18 protein-coding genes are annotated in these 18,894 nt (G+C 38.2%); 8 read left to right on the top strand and 10 right to left on the bottom strand.

Annotated elements, in window-relative coordinates; all coding sequences use genetic code 11:
- Positions 1-68: 68 nt before the first annotated feature.
- Positions 69-1,085, bottom strand: coding sequence for a SepM family pheromone-processing serine protease (locus tag ASE01S_RS05810; RefSeq protein WP_157065150.1), 1,017 nt, complete (start codon positions 1,083-1,085; stop codon positions 69-71).
- Between the two features lie 419 nt (positions 1,086-1,504).
- On the opposite strand from ASE01S_RS05810, the gene spoVV reads away from it, so the two are divergent.
- Positions 1,505-2,719 carry a dipicolinic acid transporter SpoVV gene (spoVV, locus tag ASE01S_RS05815; RefSeq protein ID WP_067839752.1) on the top strand — a complete coding sequence of 405 codons (1,215 nt, stop codon included), beginning with the start codon at positions 1,505-1,507 and terminating at the stop codon, positions 2,717-2,719.
- Between the two features lie 250 nt (positions 2,720-2,969).
- Here spoVV and coaD read toward each other — a convergent pair whose 3' ends face one another.
- From coaD to ASE01S_RS05850, 7 genes are all read right to left on the bottom strand, one after another.
- The gene (gene coaD / locus ASE01S_RS05820) at positions 2,970-3,455 is read right to left on the bottom strand and encodes a pantetheine-phosphate adenylyltransferase (RefSeq protein WP_067839756.1); all 486 of its coding nucleotides are present in this window, start codon (positions 3,453-3,455) and stop codon (positions 2,970-2,972) included.
- A gap of 239 nt (positions 3,456-3,694) precedes the next feature.
- Positions 3,695-4,270, bottom strand: a complete 576-nt coding sequence (rsmD, locus tag ASE01S_RS05825) for a 16S rRNA (guanine(966)-N(2))-methyltransferase RsmD (protein WP_373277934.1) — start codon at positions 4,268-4,270, stop codon at positions 3,695-3,697.
- 624 nt (positions 4,271-4,894) lie between these two features.
- Positions 4,895-5,173, bottom strand: coding sequence for a YlbG family protein (locus ASE01S_RS05830; protein ID WP_281176880.1), 279 nt, complete (start codon positions 5,171-5,173; stop codon positions 4,895-4,897).
- A 32-nt stretch (positions 5,174-5,205) separates the two neighbouring features.
- Positions 5,206-5,646: a YlbF/YmcA family competence regulator gene (locus ASE01S_RS05835; protein ID WP_067839762.1), complete on the bottom strand. Its 441-nt coding sequence runs from the start codon at positions 5,644-5,646 to the stop codon at positions 5,206-5,208.
- A gap of 63 nt (positions 5,647-5,709) precedes the next feature.
- Positions 5,710-6,156 (bottom strand): spore coat protein YlbD, encoded by a 447-nt coding sequence (gene ylbD, locus ASE01S_RS05840; RefSeq protein ID WP_067839765.1) that lies wholly within the window; start codon positions 6,154-6,156, stop codon positions 5,710-5,712.
- 70 nt (positions 6,157-6,226) lie between these two features.
- Positions 6,227-7,267, bottom strand: a complete 1,041-nt coding sequence (locus ASE01S_RS05845; RefSeq protein ID WP_067839768.1) for a CAP domain-containing protein — start codon at positions 7,265-7,267, stop codon at positions 6,227-6,229.
- Between the two features lie 705 nt (positions 7,268-7,972).
- The gene (locus ASE01S_RS05850; protein ID WP_067839771.1) at positions 7,973-8,401 is read right to left on the bottom strand and encodes a CBS domain-containing protein; all 429 of its coding nucleotides are present in this window, start codon (positions 8,399-8,401) and stop codon (positions 7,973-7,975) included.
- Between the two features lie 658 nt (positions 8,402-9,059).
- Between ASE01S_RS05850 and ytvI the strand changes: the two genes are divergently transcribed.
- On the top strand, positions 9,060-10,118 hold the full coding sequence (gene ytvI, locus ASE01S_RS05855; protein ID WP_067840108.1) for a sporulation integral membrane protein YtvI: 1,059 nt from the start codon (positions 9,060-9,062) through the stop codon (positions 10,116-10,118).
- A 630-nt stretch (positions 10,119-10,748) separates the two neighbouring features.
- Here the strand turns inward: ytvI and ASE01S_RS05860 are convergent.
- A complete protein-coding gene (locus tag ASE01S_RS05860; protein ID WP_067839775.1) occupies positions 10,749-11,030 on the bottom strand; it encodes an Fpa/YlaN family protein in 282 nt (93 codons plus the stop codon).
- Between the two features lie 312 nt (positions 11,031-11,342).
- Here ASE01S_RS05860 and ASE01S_RS05865 point away from each other — a divergent pair, with 312 nt between their 5' ends.
- From ASE01S_RS05865 to ASE01S_RS05890, 6 genes are all read left to right on the top strand, one after another.
- Positions 11,343-12,005, top strand: a complete 663-nt coding sequence (locus ASE01S_RS05865; RefSeq protein ID WP_067839778.1) for an ABC transporter ATP-binding protein — start codon at positions 11,343-11,345, stop codon at positions 12,003-12,005.
- On the top strand, positions 12,002-14,515 hold the full coding sequence (locus tag ASE01S_RS05870) for an ABC transporter permease (protein WP_067839781.1): 2,514 nt from the start codon (positions 12,002-12,004) through the stop codon (positions 14,513-14,515). The genes ASE01S_RS05865 and ASE01S_RS05870 overlap by 4 nt, the downstream gene beginning before the upstream one ends.
- 413 nt (positions 14,516-14,928) lie before the next feature.
- Positions 14,929-15,852, top strand: a complete 924-nt coding sequence (locus ASE01S_RS05875; RefSeq protein ID WP_067839785.1) for a metal ABC transporter solute-binding protein, Zn/Mn family — start codon at positions 14,929-14,931, stop codon at positions 15,850-15,852.
- Positions 15,853-15,867: 15 nt separating this feature from the next.
- Positions 15,868-16,602 carry a metal ABC transporter ATP-binding protein gene (locus ASE01S_RS05880; protein ID WP_067839788.1) on the top strand — a complete coding sequence of 245 codons (735 nt, stop codon included), beginning with the start codon at positions 15,868-15,870 and terminating at the stop codon, positions 16,600-16,602.
- 16 nt (positions 16,603-16,618) lie between these two features.
- Entirely contained in the window at positions 16,619-17,491 is an 873-nt protein-coding gene (locus tag ASE01S_RS05885) for a metal ABC transporter permease (protein WP_067839791.1), read from the top strand.
- Entirely contained in the window at positions 17,488-18,366 is an 879-nt protein-coding gene (locus ASE01S_RS05890) for a metal ABC transporter permease (protein ID WP_067839794.1), read from the top strand. The genes ASE01S_RS05885 and ASE01S_RS05890 overlap by 4 nt, the downstream gene beginning before the upstream one ends.
- A 154-nt stretch (positions 18,367-18,520) precedes the next feature.
- Here ASE01S_RS05890 and ASE01S_RS05895 read toward each other — a convergent pair whose 3' ends face one another.
- Positions 18,521-18,781, bottom strand: coding sequence for a YbyB family protein (locus tag ASE01S_RS05895; protein ID WP_067839797.1), 261 nt, complete (start codon positions 18,779-18,781; stop codon positions 18,521-18,523).
- Positions 18,782-18,894 lie beyond the last annotated feature (113 nt).

An 18,894-nucleotide genomic window follows, 5' to 3' on the forward strand; every position in this document is an offset into this window, starting at 1 on the left:
TCTTGAGTTTTCTTTTAACCCACTTTGTTATCAGGTAGCTATGAAGGCCTTAATGACACGTTTTTTACTTAACGGTCCAATGCCGCTAAATAGTCTAAAGCATCTTCAAATGTATCAATTGGGATGATCTCCATATCTGTACCAATTCTCTCAGCAGTTTCCATCGCTAACACATAATTAGAATCCTCTGCACCGTGCTCATTCGGCACAAAGAAAATATCGCATTTTGCACGGTCAGCGGCAATAACCTTCTTATCTACACCGCCAATTCTTAATACATTGCCATTATAATCAATCTCTCCTGTACCGGCTATGCTAAGTCCATGTGTAATATCTTCTTCTGTCAATTGATTGTACATCTCTAAAGATAAGACTAAACCGGCACTTGGTCCTCCTATCTTACCACTGGAAAAAGTAACAGAACGTTCAACATTTACCTCACGATTTGTAACAAGTTGAATCCCAATTCCATATTGATCTGGTTGATGAGGGAATGGCGCCAGTTCAATCTCAGCAACAAATTGGTCCTCTTCACGACTTACTAAAAATCTAACTACATCACCAACTTCATAGCTATTGACTAGTTCAATTAGGTGATCTGCATCCCTTACGGGTTCACCATTCACTTCTAAAATTTTATCAGCAATCTGAAGGACTGATTCAGCAGGCATCCCTTCGATGATCGAAACAACATAAACGCCCTCATAATGAACCTCAATCGGTTCTCCTGCTGCTTGGTAAGCTACAACCATAGCAGCCTGCTGAGAGCTTTCCATTAATTGAAGCTGTGCTTGTAAATACATGTCCCGATCATACCCCTCAGGAAAAACATCAGCTAATCGATGAACCTCTTGGTATGGGAGAAAATTAGCTAATAGAAACTGTAACGGCGTTGCTCGTCCCCCTCTTACCGTTACTAAATGAAGATCCCCTTCACTTTGAAAACCACCTTCAACCTCAACAACAGAATGGAGTGAATCAGCCGTACCAGGCTTGTAAATATAATAGGGTAATGGCAGCAATAAAAATATAGCCAAAATAAAAACACTAATACTATATATAATCAGCTTTTTTTTATTCGACACTGATAAAACTCCTTTCATTTATCAAATGCACCTTGGCGTTTTTGCGCACGATTTTATCGTGCTTCTCTGGATAAAGTGAAACTTCGTTCAGTGTGGATTTCAACGCATAAGATGTACTAGTGCAGACGTTGCGACACGACGTCGCGAACTTAGTCAGCTTCCTCTCTCCCTAATGACTAGGCATGTCGCTATCCACTGTAGAAGCGGGAGATGACTAACAGCTCTACATCCACCTCATCATTGACTTACTATAAGTAATGATTTCCACTAAACCCTGAATCAATTTTTTAGCATATTTCATAAAATGGCTTGCGTATAGTATAGAGAGCTTGCCTAAAATCATCTCATTTCATTTTACTATTTTTTTCAATGGCTGTATAGAAAGTACACTTTCATAACTTAGATAGTTAGGAGCGAGCATGTTGAAACCAAAACTTAAATCTGCTGTACTTGCGATCGCTGCTTTAACATTTGCAGCATGCTTAATTATGATGCCAACCGAAACTTTAGCAGCTAGTAAACGAGGATTAAACATTTGGTGGGGAACGGTATTTCCATCGCTATTACCATTCTTTATAACAGGTGAGCTTCTCATTGGTTTCGGTGTTGTCCATTTTATTGGTGTTCTCTTTGAACCGATTATGCGCCCGATCTTTAATGTACCTGGAGTTGGTAGTTTTGTGTGGGCGATGGGGTTGGCAAGTGGTTATCCTGCTGGAGCCAAATTCACATCAAGAATGCGCTTAGACCAAGATATCACTAAGGTAGAAGCAGAGCGTTTAGTCTCTTTCACCAATGCTTCAAATCCGCTATTTATTATCGCCGCCGTTTCAGTCGGTTTTTTCCAGACACCAGCACTAGGTATCCTATTGGTTCTCGCCCATTATGGTAGTAATCTTTTAGTTGGCATGGTTATGCGTTTTTATAAGCATAAGGAAGATCGTCATATCCAAAGAACGAGTCACACGAATATATGGTATCGGGCATTTGAAACACTACATAAAATGCGTCTTAATCAGAATAAGCCTTTTGGCAAAATGTTTGGTGATGCTGTGATTCACTCTGTCGAAACACTCCTTATGATTGGCGGATTTATTATTATCTTTTCTGTTTTTGCTAATGTATTGCTCCAAATTGGACTAGCTCCATTTTTAGGTAAGCAAATTAGCTTAGCCTTTACCTTTTTTGATCTTCCTACCTCACTTGCGCTGCCATTCTTTAATGGCCTGTTCGAAGTTACATTAGGTGCTCAGCAAATCGCAAATTTAAGTCAAGAACCATTGCTTGCTAAAGCTATATTAGTCAGTATTTTATTAGCTTTTAATGGTTTTAGTGTCCAAGCACAAGTTGCCAGCATTTTAGCTGAAACTGATATTAGCTTTAAGCCTTACTTTTTTGGGCGAATACTTCAAGGGGGCTTCTCTGCATTAATTGTTTTAGTGATGTATAATCTAGTTATCCCTTCGTTCCAACGCCCAATTGGTGCAGCGACTGCAGTACAAGGATTTAATACTCCCATTCTTCTAGAACAGACAGCAAGCTTTTTAGTTCGCATCGGTCCAGCCATTACACTTCTAACATTGTGGCTAGCGTTATTTATTTTAATCAGTCGATCACTTAAAAACTCACGATAGTAAATTCTGAAATGAACCCAAGATACTTGCTAAGTTAATGGGATCTCCTGTTAGATTTTTGCAATCACAAAACATCGACGTGACCTTGTATGGTCACGTCACTTTATTGTCTGCTATCTTATTGCCTACTGTTAATTTTGAATGGTAAGTTAACATTCAAAAAACAAGCTGTGTTTTCTATAGATTGACTACTGCCAAGACGAATGCCTCGATATGCTTGGTTCTAATCATTTCGCTTCTTACCCGTTACTTAACTGTCACTATATTTTTCTCGTAATGCTTGTTCAACTACTTCTGGAACAAGATCAGCTACATTAGCGTGGTATTTAGCAACCTCTTTTACCATACTTGAACTTAAGAAAGAATATTTATTATTCGTCATAATAAAAAATGTTTCAATCTCCTCGTGAAGCTTCCGGTTCATCGAGGTAATTTGAAGCTCGTATTCAAAATCACTCACTGCTCGTAACCCACGTACGATTGCTTGGGCATTTTTCTCCCGTGCGTAGTCCATTAGCAAACCATCATGTGAATCAACTGTAACATTTTCAATATGTTTGGTCGCTTCTACTAATAAAGCGATCCGCTCCTCCACTGTAAATAAAGGTGATTTAGAAACATTATGGAACACCGCTACGATGACTTGATCAAATACTTTAGCTGCTCGCTCAATAATATCTAAATGCCCGAAGGTAACGGGATCGAAGCTTCCTGGACAAATGGCTAAACTACTCATCATCTTCTTCCTTTCTTTGATAAAGTGAAACCTCGTTCATGGGGGTTTTGACGCATAGGATGTGCTCGTGCAGACGTTCCGTCACGACGGCGCGAACTTAGTCAGCCTACTCTCTCCCTTACTGAACGTTAGTTGAACCAATCGGGCCGTTACTGGCTGTTGGATCTCCCACTTAGACATGAAGTGTTCCTTTATTTCATGAAGTAGGAGGCTTACAAGCCCTTCGATGGGGCGAGTAATCACAGCCCGCCAGTTACACTGCGATAAACCGTTATCGCTGTGGTAGCACCATATCGCTCTGAACGGAACTGTTTAAAACATGCTAGCGTCTCTGGTAAAACATTGTTTAAATCATGCTCACATATAATGAGAGTGCTATGATCAGTTATTGGATATTTCGAAATCTCTAGTAATAATTTTTGATACGACACCTTTTGATAAGGTGGATCTAAAAATATGTATTGAAAAACAAGCTCTCTTTTAGCTACTGCCTTTAATGCTCGAAAGGCATCATTATGATAAACCTCTGCCTGCCGATCAATATTTAATTGTTTTAAGTTCTGTTTAATGACTTGAATAGCCAATTTTTGCTGATCAACAAAAATAACACGATCCAAACCGCGACTCAGTGCTTCAATGCCTAAATTGCCACTACCTGCAAACAAATCTAATCCAAGTCCACCATCAAAAAAAGGACCGATTCGATTAAACAGCGATTCTTTCACCTTATCTGAAGTTGGTCTTGTTAATTTATTAGGGACAGATTGTAGACGCCGACCTTTAAAGTCCCCTGCAATGACACGCATATGTCTCACCTCATTTAAACTCTGTTAATAAATCGTTTTAATCCTATCACAAAATATCGATCATGACCAACATCCTTCTCAATATTTTATCAAAATTGTTGATTAACAAGCTGAATAACTTTTTGCGAAATGGTAACAATGAACTAATGAAGTGACGTTAAAATTTATAACCCACTTCTAGAAGACGGAAAAGCCGATATTTCCCCATAGGCGCTTTTCCGGTTTCTCCTCTCCCTTTGCCTTTTTGATTCAGTTTTAGAATCAAAAAGGGCCTGCAGATTTTTATAGATCTGCAGGCTTTTTTTTACATGTTAAGAAAGGATAACTTTTCTATCAGACTAAAGGATAAAATCAGAGCTTTCGCCACAGGGCTTGGTGATAAGGAAAGTTTTTCTAACAAAAATTACAAGCAATCAGATTTAAAACGATTATTGATTTGCCAAAAAATGCCGAGAATGTGAAAGCACATTTTTTAGTCAATGATAGATCATTAAGTTGAGAAGCCATAATTTATGAATCAAAATTTAGGTGGCATTCCCAGCAGGAAGACGCAGCATCCTCTAACGCTAACGTGTTGTTTATTTGTTCTAAGACTTCGACAATTTTTCCGAGCACTCATGTGGTTAACCTTGCTTAAATCCCCATCTTATAATCATATTCCTTCGCCTTATCAACTTTAGTATTATCGAACTCACGTCTAATAAATGGCTTATAGGAATAGTCAACCTTTGAAATAAATGGCAGTTGCTCTAATTTTAATAACTTATCCTCTGCCTCATGTTGATTGACATAAATGACAGCATAGCGTGATTGCCGTGAAACTGCGATAAGATGGCCGTATCGTTTAATTTGCTTAATATTTTTCATATGTTGAAACCAAATTATTAAACCTTGTCTCTTTGTTCTAATCACCTTTATCCCTCTTTCACTGATCCGAATAACGTTTATGATACTTTGCAACCACAGCTACCGCCAGAGCCACAACCACATCCGCCCTCTGAGAATAATGCTCCATCTCTTGGCACGATAATTTGTTGACTAACACTGAAAGCTAACCGTTCACTAATATCGTCAAGAAGGATTTGCAGCTCTCGCTCAGCAAGTTTAAATTGAGCGACTGAGTCAAGCATATCAATCTCTCGTTTCATTAAGCGAATTTCCTTAGTTACTTTACTGAAATCCGGGTGATAACGACCAAAACGTTGAACGTCTTCATACTGCTCCTTCATCTTTGTAAAGGTGCGAATAAGATTCTGGGCAACCTGGTCTTCTGCTAACTCACGTTTCTTAACTATATAATGAGACATCTGTTCTGATTGATTAATCATGGCAGAAATTTGTTCTGTTTGTTCTAATAGTTCAATAATTTCTGTTGTCGCTAACAAAAGCGATCACCTCCATTAGACATATCATAACAGTATTTGACGCAAAAAAAAAGACTAGAACGTCTAAAATGGATGACGTCCCATTCTTTGATACGACGGTTGAGCTTGCTGCTGAGCATTTTGTTGCCATGGTCCCATTGCTCGAAACGGGGGCTGGACTTGCTGTTGTTGAGCGTTCTGTTGTCCTTTCTTGTTAGAAAATTGATCAATTAATTGTTTGACTTGAGTAACAGCTTGATCCATTTGATTCACATGCTGATCAAGATTATTAAAATCTATTTTACTTACCAGCGACATCAGTTGATCTTTTAATCCCTTCTTTTTTTCCGGTTGCTTCTGCTTAGTCTTAAATGGTTCCCAAAACTTATCGCGCTCTCCTAAGGTTTGATATTGGTCAAAATAGTATTGCCAATCATGCTTGCCCGACTTTACTTCACGAATAATCACCGGATGCTTGACAACAAATGCTTTAAATTTCTCAACTTCTGGGTGAAGCTTTTGACCACTCATAGGTAATAAAGCCTCCTTCTGTTCGTTGCTAGTATAGCCTATGTCATCAATAAAAAATGGTGTGCGTCACTTAGCGGTGAGTCAAAAAATTCTGGGTAAAATAATTTTGATAGACACCTATACCTATATTTGTGAACTGATCATCAAGAAGTACTTCCCTATGTCCATCACTATTTAACCAGCCTTCAACCGCGGCAAGACCATCCGTATACTGTGCAGCTAAATTCTCACCAGCTCGAGAAAATAAAATATCATGTTCTGTTAGCCGGTCTGATAATACTCGACCGTCCAATGAGGTATGGGAAAAATAGTTCTGATCATGCATATCTTGACTGTGCTGTCGAGCTACTTGTTGCGCTTGTTCATCCCATTCTAATGGCTGTTTGTCAAACCTAGCTCGAACGAGATTTGTTAATAAAAAAATATGATATTCCTCAGCCTGTGTGATCAATTCCCACTTTTGTTCTGATATGGGTGCCTTCTTCGGTAGTATCCCGCTATAATACAACGTGTAGGGCTGGTGTTTTACCGCTACTTCTTGATTCATAACCCGAATCGATGAAAGTGTTTCCGTAACTGTATCAAAATTGAATTGAACAACACTTCCTTCTTCTAACTGGACTATCGGTCTTTCAACTAGATCCTGATCATCTAGAATAAATTTAAATCGATCAAAGTTAATTTCGGATTCAAATGGATAAGCTTCATTTAATTCTTGATAGGACATACCCATCTCGATTGGTCCTATTTGGGCATGATCACCAGTCATGAATAATGTAACCACCTGTTCGTCTTCAACACCGAACTGTAAATAAACATTTGATTCATCTGTATACAAATACCAATCATAGCCATAACGACTCGGATCGACTCGGATCGGTTCACCAAAGGTTGAAACAAGCCAATCGTCTGACCTTCCAAGTACATTGGTTAATGTCATCTCAGTTTGCGTAGGTAGAAACGTTTGCTCAATAGATTTCTGATCACGTTCAATCATCCCACGCGACTGATGATAGTCTGCGCTATGGAAGCTTAGTTCTAAACTCTGATACATGTATAGGATGATACCAAGAATAGTTCCAAGTATGGCTACTTTAAAGAGTCGTTTCATTAAAATCACCTTTCACACTAAAGTTTTGATCTCACACGTAGTAAATTTATGAGATCAAGCGCGCCTAGATTTATCTACCGAATTTCACTCGATAAAGTGAAACTTCGTTCAGTGGGGGTTCGACGCATAGGATGCGCTCGTGCAGACGTTGCTGCACGACGTCGCGAACGTAGTCAGCTTCCCCTCCCCACTATCTCACCAACTGTGAGACTTCTGCTGAATCAGACCGTCTTTTTCTATCAAAAGTTTACTAGATTATAGCGCAAACTAATCGAGACTGAGATTATAAGATTTAGTTTTTGAAAAATAAAGTAAAACTTCGTTCAGTGGGGGGTGTGCTCGTGCAGACGTTGCGAACTTAGTTAGCTTCCTCTCTCCCCTACTGAACGTTAGTTTGAGCAAATCGGGTCGTTACTGGCTGTTAAATCTCCTACTTAGACATGACGTGTTCCTTTATTTCTTGAAGTGGGAGGCTTATAGCCAGTTACACTGCGATAAAAAGACCTAATGTTGACATCCTCACCCTTATCACGTTTCGCACGTGGCATTTTTTCCAGTTAGGGAAACGTCAACATGACTAGCTGCTAGCCACGTGGTCGTTTCTCTAACTGGGTGAGCTTCTACATCGTTGCTTAACCTTTTGAGGCCACACAATTGGCTAACGAGTATTTGTTTTGCCTAGGCCTTTAATTGGTTCTTAATTATTTAATGATGGTGTGGTCGCTTAGATATATCTTCTAAAGCTTCACCGGCAGCATGGTTAGATTGTTGTTCTAAAGCCAAATCGCCTAATGAGATAATACCAATTAACTTTCGATCCTCTACTACAGGCAAGCGTCTAATTTGATGGTCAGCCATTAATTCGCTTGCCTCTACTACTGTACTATCCTGGTCACACGAGATTACATCTTGGGTCATAACGGAATCGACATGCTCATTATGACTTACACCTTTTGCATAGCCACGTAAAACTAAATCACGATCGGTTACGACTCCCATTAAGTGATGCTCTAAATCACAAACTGGTATCAAACCTACATTTTGATAACTCATTAGTTTCGCAACTTCCTCCAGTGTACTATCAGGCTGACAACTTACCAGTTTATCTGACATAACGTCTCTTACTTTTCTCATTTCAACCTACCTCCATCTTGTTTAGCGTATGTCTTACTTGACCACAATGATAGTATCACCGATTATGATTAATCTAAACCTGAGATTTTGTTTTTAATTCATTATTGTTGGGTAATAATAATTTGTAGCCGTAAAGTATAAAAAAATGGGCTAGGAGTGAATTTTCCAGTAAGATAAACAGAATAGAGCAGAGCACCATACTGGAACATGCTACGATAAGCATAACATGACAGGCTTAGACTCGTCACTTATGTCCTGTGACTAGCAACGGTAAACACCTGACATTCATTTGCAAATTGTGATGCAATGCTATTGTTGTTTAATTATTTGGGTCTTTTAATTTGTTATGACTATACAAATTGACAAGAACATGATATATTTCAATAAGATAAACCAATAGCGTTGCATAAAAATTAATGGAAAGAGCCATAGCAAAAGAATGGGCCATATCTTGGCTTTCCTCAGTTTAAACGACTGTTTTGACCATTCTTTGGAAGAAACTTTGGGAAAGAGCCGTGCTTAGAGTCTGACAAGCCTATGCTTGTCAATTTCTTGCCTTCCTGTATCGTTTATGCGCCTTGACATTGATTAATATAATTTGTAACGGTAATGAAGATAAATAAATTAGGGTTTTCTCAAGATGAAAGGGGTATCACTTTTGCTACGTTCGTTGAACAAACGCCACTGGACGATTATTATCGTATCCATCTTCATGCTGTTAATTGCTGTATTTATCTTACCTATTTCGCTTCCATTGTTATTTGCATTTCTGACGGCACTTAGTCTCAATCCTTTGGTCCGTTCATTTGAAATAAAGCTCAAGTTTAATCGGAAGTTCAGTGTGATCGCTGTCTATATTATCTTTATTCTGCTATTAACCGTCATCGGTACATACGCCATTACCAACATTATCAAACAATTAGTCGATTTGGCTGAGAATATCCCTGATTATATCGTTCAAATGAACAACCTGCTCATCAATTGGGGTAATGAACTTGAGCTAGGAATGAAGGATTTACCAGCAGAATTTGTCAGTGCTGTTAACCAAAGTATTAGAACAAGCGTTAATTCGTTAACTAACATTTTAATGACAAATGTTCGAGTGGAGAACTTGGCAACAATAGTCGCTGTCATTCCTAATTACATCGTCAGTTTTATTGTTTACTTGATTGCTTTGTTTATGTTTATGCTAGAGTTACCTATTTTAAAAACTAAATTTTATCAGAATTTCACTGAAAGAACAGCCGAGAAAATCCAATTTATGAATGCACGCCTAAAGCATGTATTTGTTGGGTTTATGAAGGCACAGTTTCTTGTTAGTTTAATCATTCTAGCTATTAGTTTGTTAGGATTATTTATTATCATACCTGAATATGCGATTATTATGGCAACAATAATATGGATAATCGATCTCATCCCCATTATTGGATCCATTGCAATTCTTGGCCCTTGGGCCGCCTATATGTTACTAACTGGAAACACAGTCATGGGTATTCAACTTGCTTTCCTAGCGATTATCCTTTTGGCTATTCGGAGAACGGTTGAACCAAAAGTGATGGGACAACAAATTGGTCTTTCTCCTTTAGCCACGTTAATTGCCATGTATCTTGGCCTTAAGTTCTTTGGCTTTATTGGTTTTCTGCTTGGACCGCTTATTGTGATCGCTTTTACTTCTGCTAGAGAAGCGGGGATTATTAGATGGAAGGTTAAAATTTAGTTTGAACATATTAGACTTTAGTAATTATCATTATCACTGATATAGAGCATGGTTAAAGCTATAAAGTGAAACTTCGTTTAGTAGGGGATTCGACGCATAGAATGTGCTCGTGCAGACGTTGCGACCCGATGTCGCGAACTTAGTCAGCTTCCTCTATCCCCCACTGAACGTGAGTTGAACCAATCGGGCCGTTACTGGCTGTTGGTTCTCCCACTTAGAGATGACGTGTTCACTTACTTCTTGTAGTGGGAGTCTTACAAAAGCCCTTCGATGGGGCGAGTAATTGCAGCCCCAGCCAGTTTCACTGCAATAAAAACTACAGAGTCAAAGCTACTAAATTGTTAATTGGAGATAAACGACAAATAGTAATGGGGCGTTAGCCACTTCAGTGGTTAAACACGTCTAGTTAAAAGAACGGGCGCGAGGCATATAGCCACGCGCCCGTTTTCTTAACTAGAAAAAATATTTACACAAAAGCTGATCGAGCAAGTTTAATCTTACCAATTCAAATCTTTACGTTCTATTTTTTCTATTTTTAAGTCTGCTGGTGCATTTTGGTCTCATACTATAGTAGATATTGACATAACATCAAAAACTCTTTAAGTTTTTATCTAACGATCTTCTTAATTATTATGATTGCTGAGCCTTTTCATGCAACAAATTTAATTGTTTCTCTAAATCATCAAGCAAGGCTTTACCTTCTGCTTCCCCGATTAAATTAAGCCGAACGGCAAAATCTATTTCTCTTGATAAACCAAACATTTGTGTATCTAAAACCTCTTCATATAAAGGGCATTGGGGCATTGTTAAATTGTCCATTTGAACTTGAATAAGCTTCAAGATTTTATCAGCATCAGCCTTAAGAAGGGCATAGGCTTTATTTGCGTTTGTTACAACCGCTTCTTGCATCATTCAAATCCCCCTCGCTAAAGATCCTTTTATTATTCATATTAAAGCTAATCCAACGAAAATGCAAGCTAATTCCTTATCAAATAACGTTCAAGGCTAAAATTTAGTTTGGTAAAGCGAGTAAAATGGATATCCTAAAAGTCATAATTGGGTTGATCACGAATAACGGATGTAACTTTTTCCAAATAAAGAAAGACTAATCTATCATATTTGTAAATTGCGAACAATATACCTTCCCACACGTTAACTTCCTTTGCTATAAATTTGTTTAAGATTATGCACACATTTAATAAGCCTATTCAAGGAGGAAGATCCATGATCAAGCTTACCAATGTAACAATTACTCATCAAACAAAAGCCGAACAACTAACAATCGTCAATGACCTTACACTCAGCATCGACAGTGGTGAATGGATATCAGTGATCGGACGCTCGGGAACAGGAAAATCATCACTCTTAAACTGTATAGGCGGTATGCTAACTCCGACAAAAGGGAGTGTTATCATTAATGAACTTCCTATCTATGAACTATCCTATCGTGAAAAACAAGCTTTTCGGAGAAATCATATCGGTTTTATCTTTCAAGATTTCAAGTTATTGCCCCAATATACAGTTTTAGAAAATATTATTCTGCCATCTATTCCATATAAAAATAGGAAAGTGTTAGAGCAGACTGCGCAACCGTTAATGAAACAACTGGGGATCAACCATCGTTGTCACCATTTGCCTGATCAATTATCTGGAGGTGAACAGCAGCGCGTTGGTATCGCCAGAGCTTTAATTAATCAACCTTCAATCCTTATATGTGATGAACCTACCGGGAATCTAGATGCAACAAATCGTGATCAAGTCATTGATACATTACGCGAGATTCATAATCAAGGGCAAACGATTTTGCTTGCAACACACGACGAAGTTGTGGCAGAACAAGGAAATCGTTATTTTGAACTTAATCAGCAAGGTGTACAAGTGAGGTGAGCCGTTTGATTCGTATAGCCTTTCATTCACTTAAAAGACAAAAGCGAATAACATTTTTATTTTTAGTTGCACTTATCAGCATTATTATGATGGAAGTCTTTCTCTTCTCTAGCTTACGAACATTGAATGTATTGATCGAAGACGATATTAGCCGATATGGCAGAGGGGAATACGATTTACTTGTTCGTCCAGCAAATAGTCAAACAAAAGTGGAACAAGCTGTTGGTCTTGTTGAGGAAAATTATTTAAGCGTGGGTTCTGGAGGGATTTCCCTAGCGACATGGGAACAGATAAAAACAATGAAGGATGTTGAAATAGCTGCTCCAGTTGCTGCACTTGGCTATTTCACAGGAGCCTCCAAATCAATAAGCTTACCTATCCCCTCTACTCCTGAGCTTTACGAAATCCAATTTTCAACTACAGATGGGGTTAATACTTATCCGATTAATCGTCGAAGTGGAGTTGTCGCCATCGTCCCCAATAATGATCCTACAAGGGCTCAAGGAGAAGATTACCTATTTGACAGCATTGGCGATGAAGGTGTTGATGAAAATAACAATCACTACATGGGGATTAACATCATGCTCCCGGAGACATACCACTTATTAGTTGGCATCGATCCAATTGCAGAAGAACAATTAACAGACATATCTTTTGCTGGTCTACATAACCCCTCGTTTCAAGAGTTTGAGTTTGAATTCGCCGGTGATGCACCAATTATCCATGTTTTGCAACTAGAGGATGCAAATGTTTCTATGGAGCTAACGATTGATATATACCCACTGCCTGAGAACATATTTGATCAATTGAAACAGGAATTTAGTTTACCAGACAATACATTATTTTACGATATTTATTTTACGGATGAGTACGCTCAAGCATTACAAGAGATTAAGCAGTTTGCGCAGACGAATATCGAGGGGAGAGAGTGCTATCATTATCAATTAACAGAGCTACTTACACCGTTTGAATCAGAGCCTTTCAACCTCAATGATCAATATCAATTGAGTACAAATCCTAATTTTTACAGAACTCATATTGGCAATACTGCCAATTACTATCTTACTTCAGACATTGATTATCAAATTAACGACAAAAATAATCTAACGGCTAAAATAGTTGGAGAGCATGAACACATACCAATCTATCGTCCGATTATAAAAGAAGGTGGAACTTTTCAGGAATTACGAGAGCTCCCTTTTGCACTAAATATTGCAGGCAGTTATTCTATTAAAGAGCGAGAGGAACAGGTACAGGTAGCTTCAAGCTCTTTAGGTCTATATTATTTAAACGACATATTTACTATAGGAGGAAAAAAAGTCGTCCCAATATCTACTCCAGGTAGCTTTGTCCCTGCTCCTGCTCATGGTGTGATCGATATCCATGATGCGGAAATTATTAAAGGAGAAAAACCAATTGATGCGATTCGAATAAAAGTGGCTAATATCAATGAATATAATGAAATGGCTATTCAAAAGATTGAAACCTTAGCAAAAGAGCTTCATCAACTCGGGTTACATGTAGATGTCATTGCCGGAGCTTCCGATCAGCTTATACCAATAACAGTTGAAAATGTCGGAACTGTCGAACAAGCATGGACGACGCTGGGAGCAGCAACATTAATTAAGAATCAATGGAATCAGGCAACCTTTATCCTAACAGGATTATTTTTTCTTGTCGCCTTATTTTATATTGCCAATCGTTTAATGTTTTGGAAAACACAAAAAGTAAGCGAGGTAGAAGTCTACCATTTACTTGGCTGGGAAGAAAAAGAACAACGACGCATATTGTCTAATGAGTTAAATATTTTATACGGGTTCGCCGTCTTTTCATCTCTGATCTGCCTGATCATTCTGGAACGATTAACTTTTGTAGATAGTGATGTTTATCCAACTTACCTTCTTGTTAGCAGCATGTTGTATAGTGTTATTGTGATGTTAAGACACAGAAAGCATCAAGTGAGTAAGCGACAGAAACAGAGAAAAGCAGATCGATCAATGATAATGCGCAATCTTTGCTATTATCAACGATATATGAAATTAAATAGTTTACAGCTATTTATGACGAGTATGATGTCCATTTTTGTTGCCGCAATCATTTGGGTTACCTATCAGCAAAGTGGGATAACTAAACTAGGTGAGTTCATCAATGAGAATCTTCTAATCTTGTTATTGCTCTTATTGCTTGTAAGCTTTGGTTTAGCATTATTAACGGTGACTGAAACCATAACAAACTTCTTATCTGTTCGACGTAATGAATTACAAACACTGTTGGCTATTGGCTGGAACCAACGGGAAATATGGTTATTAAATGCAAGAGAGATATCAATCTGGAGTATTCCAGCTATGTTAATTGGTTATATAATGGGGACAGGTATAACTATCTTATACTACTCATTTTCTTGGCAACTGTTATGGTTTGGGCTCGGAACGTTTGTTTTGTTTGCCTTAATCACATTAACACTTATGGCATGGATGATCACTCATGAACTAGGACGTTTGTACAAATAAGAAGCATTGATTAAACAGCCTCGCATTTTTGCTTTTGCGAGGCTGTCTTACTTTTGGAATAATCCAGATTTCCCCTTTTCATTTCCTCTATACAAGGCTTAACCCTACCCCACTGTCCTTTAAAAGAAGCCTCTTGTTTTATCCATTCTATAAGATTATCGCACAGCAGTGAAATTGTAGGCTTTCATCCTTTCAAAAACTATAAAATTAGTTCATTTTTACATCTCCACCCTTATGTATATCCCAGTTAACATTACCTAAAGTTTTGGTTAATCAGTGGTGAAGTTAGGCTTTTCATAAGAAAAATAGTTGACAAAGTGACCAAACTTTTATAAAGTTGCATTAGGGAAACTTTTTAGGTTTATGTATAAAATTTAGTTATAAGCAAAAAGTTGGGGAGAGGGGTATTTTTGATGAAGAGATTTTGGGGATTAGTTACTTCACTTATTATTGGATTAGCCTTATTGGGATGCAGCGAAGGAAATGAAGCAAATACTGATGGACAAATCCATGTTGTTACAACGATTGCTCAAATTGGTGATGCTGTTATCAATGTAGGTGGAGAGCATGTTGATGTGATTAGTTTGATGGGACCTGGTACTGATCCACACATGTATAATGCAGTACAAAGTGATATTGAAAAAATGGCAAATGCCGATATTATATTTTATAACGGTTTAGAGCTAGAAGGACAGATGGATGATGTTTTTGCTCAAATGGGTAAACAAAAACCCGCTGTTCCAGTTGGTGAAAAAATTGATCAGACTAAACTACTGATCGATCCTGATAATCCGAGTGTTTATGATCCACATATTTGGTTTAATATTGATCTGTTTTCACAGGTGGTTGAAGTTATCAGAGATCAACTAATTGAAATCGATCCAGATCATGCTGCAGATTATCAAGAAAATGCGGCCGCTTATTTAACTGAGTTAGATGAACTCAGTGAGTATGTCTTTGAGCAAATTGAGCAAATCCCTGAAGAAAGTCGTGTCTTAGTGACCGCTCACGATGCATTTCATTATTTCGGAGAAGCTTATGGCTTTGAAGTTGTTGGATTACAAGGCCTTAGCACAGAATCTGATTATAGTGTTCATGATATCCAGTCCATTGTCGATTTAGTAACAGAGCGAAAGATAAAGGCGATTTTCATTGAAAGCAGTGTTTCAGATCGATCTATAAATGCGGTTATAGAAGGAGCAAAAGCTACCGGACATGAAGTAACAATAGGTGGCGAGCTATATTCTGATGCTATGGGTGAGGCAGGCACAGAAGATGGTACTTATATTGGAATGTTTAAATCAAATATTAATACAATCGTTGATGCACTTAAATAAAGGGAGACGGTTAACATGCATGCATTAGAAATTTCAAATATCTCGGTTAGCTATAATAAACAACCCGTATTAGAAAATATCTCATTTACAGTTGCTCCTGGGACGTTAACAGGTATTATCGGACCAAATGGAGCAGGTAAATCATCGCTAATTAAGGCTATTTTAGGTCTAATATCGAAACGATCTGGTGAGGTTAAGGTCTATCAAAAGCCTTTATCAAAACATAAACATTTGATCGGTTACGTGCCACAACGCAATGAAGTGGATTGGGATTTTCCAATTAATGCTCGTGATGTTGTCTTAATGGGACGTTACCGAAAAATCGGCTTTTTTAAAAAAAGTAAAAAACAAGACATTGAATGGGCTGATCAGTGTCTAGCTAAGGTTGGAATGTTGGACTATGCGGAACGTCAAATTTCACAACTATCAGGTGGACAGCAGCAGCGAATATTCTTAGCCCGTGCACTTGCTCAAGATGCTTCAATTTATTTAATGGATGAACCATTTGCTGGTGTAGATGCTGCAACAGAAAAGGCTATTATTCAACTGATGAAGGATTGGAAAGCTAACGATAAAACTGTGTTAGTCGTCCATCATGACTTACAAACAGTAACAGACTATTTCGATCATGTCCTACTATTAAACAAACAATGTATTCAATACGGCACGACACATCATGTTTTTACCCACGAAAACTTAGAGAAAACATTTGGTGGAAGGGTATCATTTTTAAATCAAGCCACTGTATGAGAAAGGAGAAATCGCCATGCTGGAACACTTGTTACTTGATCTATCAAGCGCAAATCTTCGCTGGGTATTAACGGGTAGTCTATTACTAGGGTTTGCAAGTGGTTTAGTTGGAAGTTTTGTGCTTTTGAAAAAGCAAAGCTTAATAAGTGATGCGATGGCTCATGCTGCACTACCGGGTGTTGCACTTGGCTTTTTAGTTTTTCATGAAAAAAGCTTACCCGTTTTATTAATTGGAGCGACCATAACAAGTCTAATCGGTACCTACCTTATCCAACTTATTATTCAGCATTCTAAACTTGAAGCAGATGCCGCGATCGGAATCATTATTTCCGTTTTCTTTGGTTCTAGTATCGTTCTACTGACATGTATCCAACAACATGCCAGTGGTAATCAGGCTGGGCTTAATACCTTTATCTTTGGGCAAGCCGCTTCGCTTATCGGTCGAGATGTTCATCTTGTAGCCGTTAGTGCCGTTATCTTACTCGGTATAACGATGCTATTCTTTAAGGAATTTAAAATGATCATCTTTGACCCAAATTTCGCTAAAGGAATGGGGCTTCCAGTAACCTTTTTAAATGGCGTCTTGATGTTTTTAATTGTTGGCATTGTTGTGATCGGGATTCAGACTGTGGGTGTTATTCTAATAGCAGCATTAATCATTACACCTCCTCTGGCAGCTAGATACTGGACAGAAAAACTTTCTGTCATGGCTTGGCTATCGGCTCTTATTGGCGCAGTTAGTGGTGTTATCGGAACATGGTTTAGCACAAGTATACCTGACTTGCCTACAGGTCCGATGATTGTGCTAGTAGCATCCAGTATTTTTATCATTAGTTTGTTATTTGGTAGCAAACGGGGTTTAATTATAAAGGCGGTGCACGTATCATGAGTTACTCAGGCTGGATAATCATAACAGGGGTATTGGTTGGTCTTACTTGCGGCATAACCGGTTCATTAATTGTTCTTCGCAAGACAGCAATGCTTGCAGATGCAATCAGTCATACTGTTTTGCTTGGAATTGTTGGTGCATTTCTAGTGACCCAATCGTTAAATGGCTTACCAATGCTAATTGGAGCTTCAATTGTTGGCATTCTAACAGCCTTTTTAATCGAAACATTGAATAAACAAGGTGTACAGAAGGATGCCAGCATTGGTGTTATATTCACCACGCTATTTGCGTTGGCTGTCGTGCTCATATCCACATCGATCGGTAAACAAGTGCACCTCGACACCGAGCATGCCTTAATGGGTGAAATAGCCTTTGTTCCTTGGAATCGGCTGGTTTTTAGAGGGATAGATCTTGGTCCAAAAGCGATTTGGATGCTTGGCTCTGTATTATTGATCAGCTTAGTGGTTATCCTTTTATTCTATAAACAAATAAAAATATCTACCTTTGATCATCATTTCGCTATATTAATTGGTATACCTGTTACGCTGATTCACTATTTAATCACGACGCTCGTCTCATTAGCAACAGTTGCATCCTTTAATAGTGTTGGTGCAATTCTGGTAGTCGCGATGTTAATTGTACCAGGAGCAACAGCCTATTTGTTATCTGAACGTTTGGTCCATGTGATTGTTCTGAGTGGTATTATTGGTGCACTTTCCGCGCTGATTGGCTATTATTTTGCTGTCAAATGGAATGTGTCTATTTCTGGATCAATGGCAAGTGCTACCGGGCTTGTATTTATGTTAGCATTTTTATTTAATCCTCGAGATGGGCTTTGCATTAAACTATGGCGCCAGTTAAACAGCAAAGGATAATGAACAGTAACGTTAAACATCGCTTTTAAATGCACGTAGCCTCCTACAAAATGATGGGCATGGCTTGAAGCTAACTAAGTCATCAAATACTGCTTAACTTAGTTAGCTATCACACGTGCTTGTTCTGCTAGTGGTATTAGGTAAGAAGAATAGATTATTTAGATTTATGCCTTAATGACTTGTGTTTGTTGTAATATTCAACACCATATTGTGACCCTTCACTTACCATATCTGCATTTTCAAGCGTATCGGTCAAGGGATTTCCTGCTGGTTCAATCGGAAAGCTTTTACTGGTTTTTAATTGAACGCTCTGCTTTAAATCGTGTAACAGATCAAGTCGCTTTAGATTTATTAAAAAGTAAACTGTCGTCGAAGCAAATAATCCCACTAATCCTAATGCTAGTTTTTTCTTCATAGAACCACCTCACTTAATGGATTATACGGAAAGTAGTTATGCAACAAGTCATCAAACGATAAACACAGCTTCTTACCCTATTCTGCCTATGTTTGCCCGTTTTTCTGTAAAAC

The organism is Amphibacillus sediminis NBRC 103570, assembly GCF_001552275.1.
Lineage (GTDB): Bacteria > Bacillota > Bacilli > Bacillales > Amphibacillaceae > Amphibacillus_B > Amphibacillus_B sediminis.

What these genes read in the sequence shown, in the direction of transcription:
- spoVV (WP_067839752.1), top strand. Translation starts at nt 1,505, where the DNA reads ATGTTGAAACCAAAACTTAAATCTGCTGTACTTGCGATCGCTGCTTTA.
- coaD (WP_067839756.1), bottom strand. Translation starts at nt 3,455, where the DNA reads ATGAGTAGTTTAGCCATTTGTCCAGGAAGCTTCGATCCCGTTACCTTC.
- ylbD (WP_067839765.1), bottom strand. Translation starts at nt 6,156, where the DNA reads ATGAGTGGTCAAAAGCTTCACCCAGAAGTTGAGAAATTTAAAGCATTT.
- ASE01S_RS05845 (WP_067839768.1), bottom strand. Translation starts at nt 7,267, where the DNA reads ATGAAACGACTCTTTAAAGTAGCCATACTTGGAACTATTCTTGGTATC.
- ASE01S_RS05850 (WP_067839771.1), bottom strand. Translation starts at nt 8,401, where the DNA reads ATGAGAAAAGTAAGAGACGTTATGTCAGATAAACTGGTAAGTTGTCAG.
- ASE01S_RS05860 (WP_067839775.1), bottom strand. Translation starts at nt 11,030, where the DNA reads ATGATGCAAGAAGCGGTTGTAACAAACGCAAATAAAGCCTATGCCCTT.
- ASE01S_RS05865 (WP_067839778.1), top strand. Translation starts at nt 11,343, where the DNA reads ATGATCAAGCTTACCAATGTAACAATTACTCATCAAACAAAAGCCGAA.
- ASE01S_RS05875 (WP_067839785.1), top strand. Translation starts at nt 14,929, where the DNA reads ATGAAGAGATTTTGGGGATTAGTTACTTCACTTATTATTGGATTAGCC.
- ASE01S_RS05880 (WP_067839788.1), top strand. Translation starts at nt 15,868, where the DNA reads ATGCATGCATTAGAAATTTCAAATATCTCGGTTAGCTATAATAAACAA.
- ASE01S_RS05885 (WP_067839791.1), top strand. Translation starts at nt 16,619, where the DNA reads ATGCTGGAACACTTGTTACTTGATCTATCAAGCGCAAATCTTCGCTGG.
- ASE01S_RS05890 (WP_067839794.1), top strand. Translation starts at nt 17,488, where the DNA reads ATGAGTTACTCAGGCTGGATAATCATAACAGGGGTATTGGTTGGTCTT.
- ASE01S_RS05895 (WP_067839797.1), bottom strand. Translation starts at nt 18,781, where the DNA reads ATGAAGAAAAAACTAGCATTAGGATTAGTGGGATTATTTGCTTCGACG.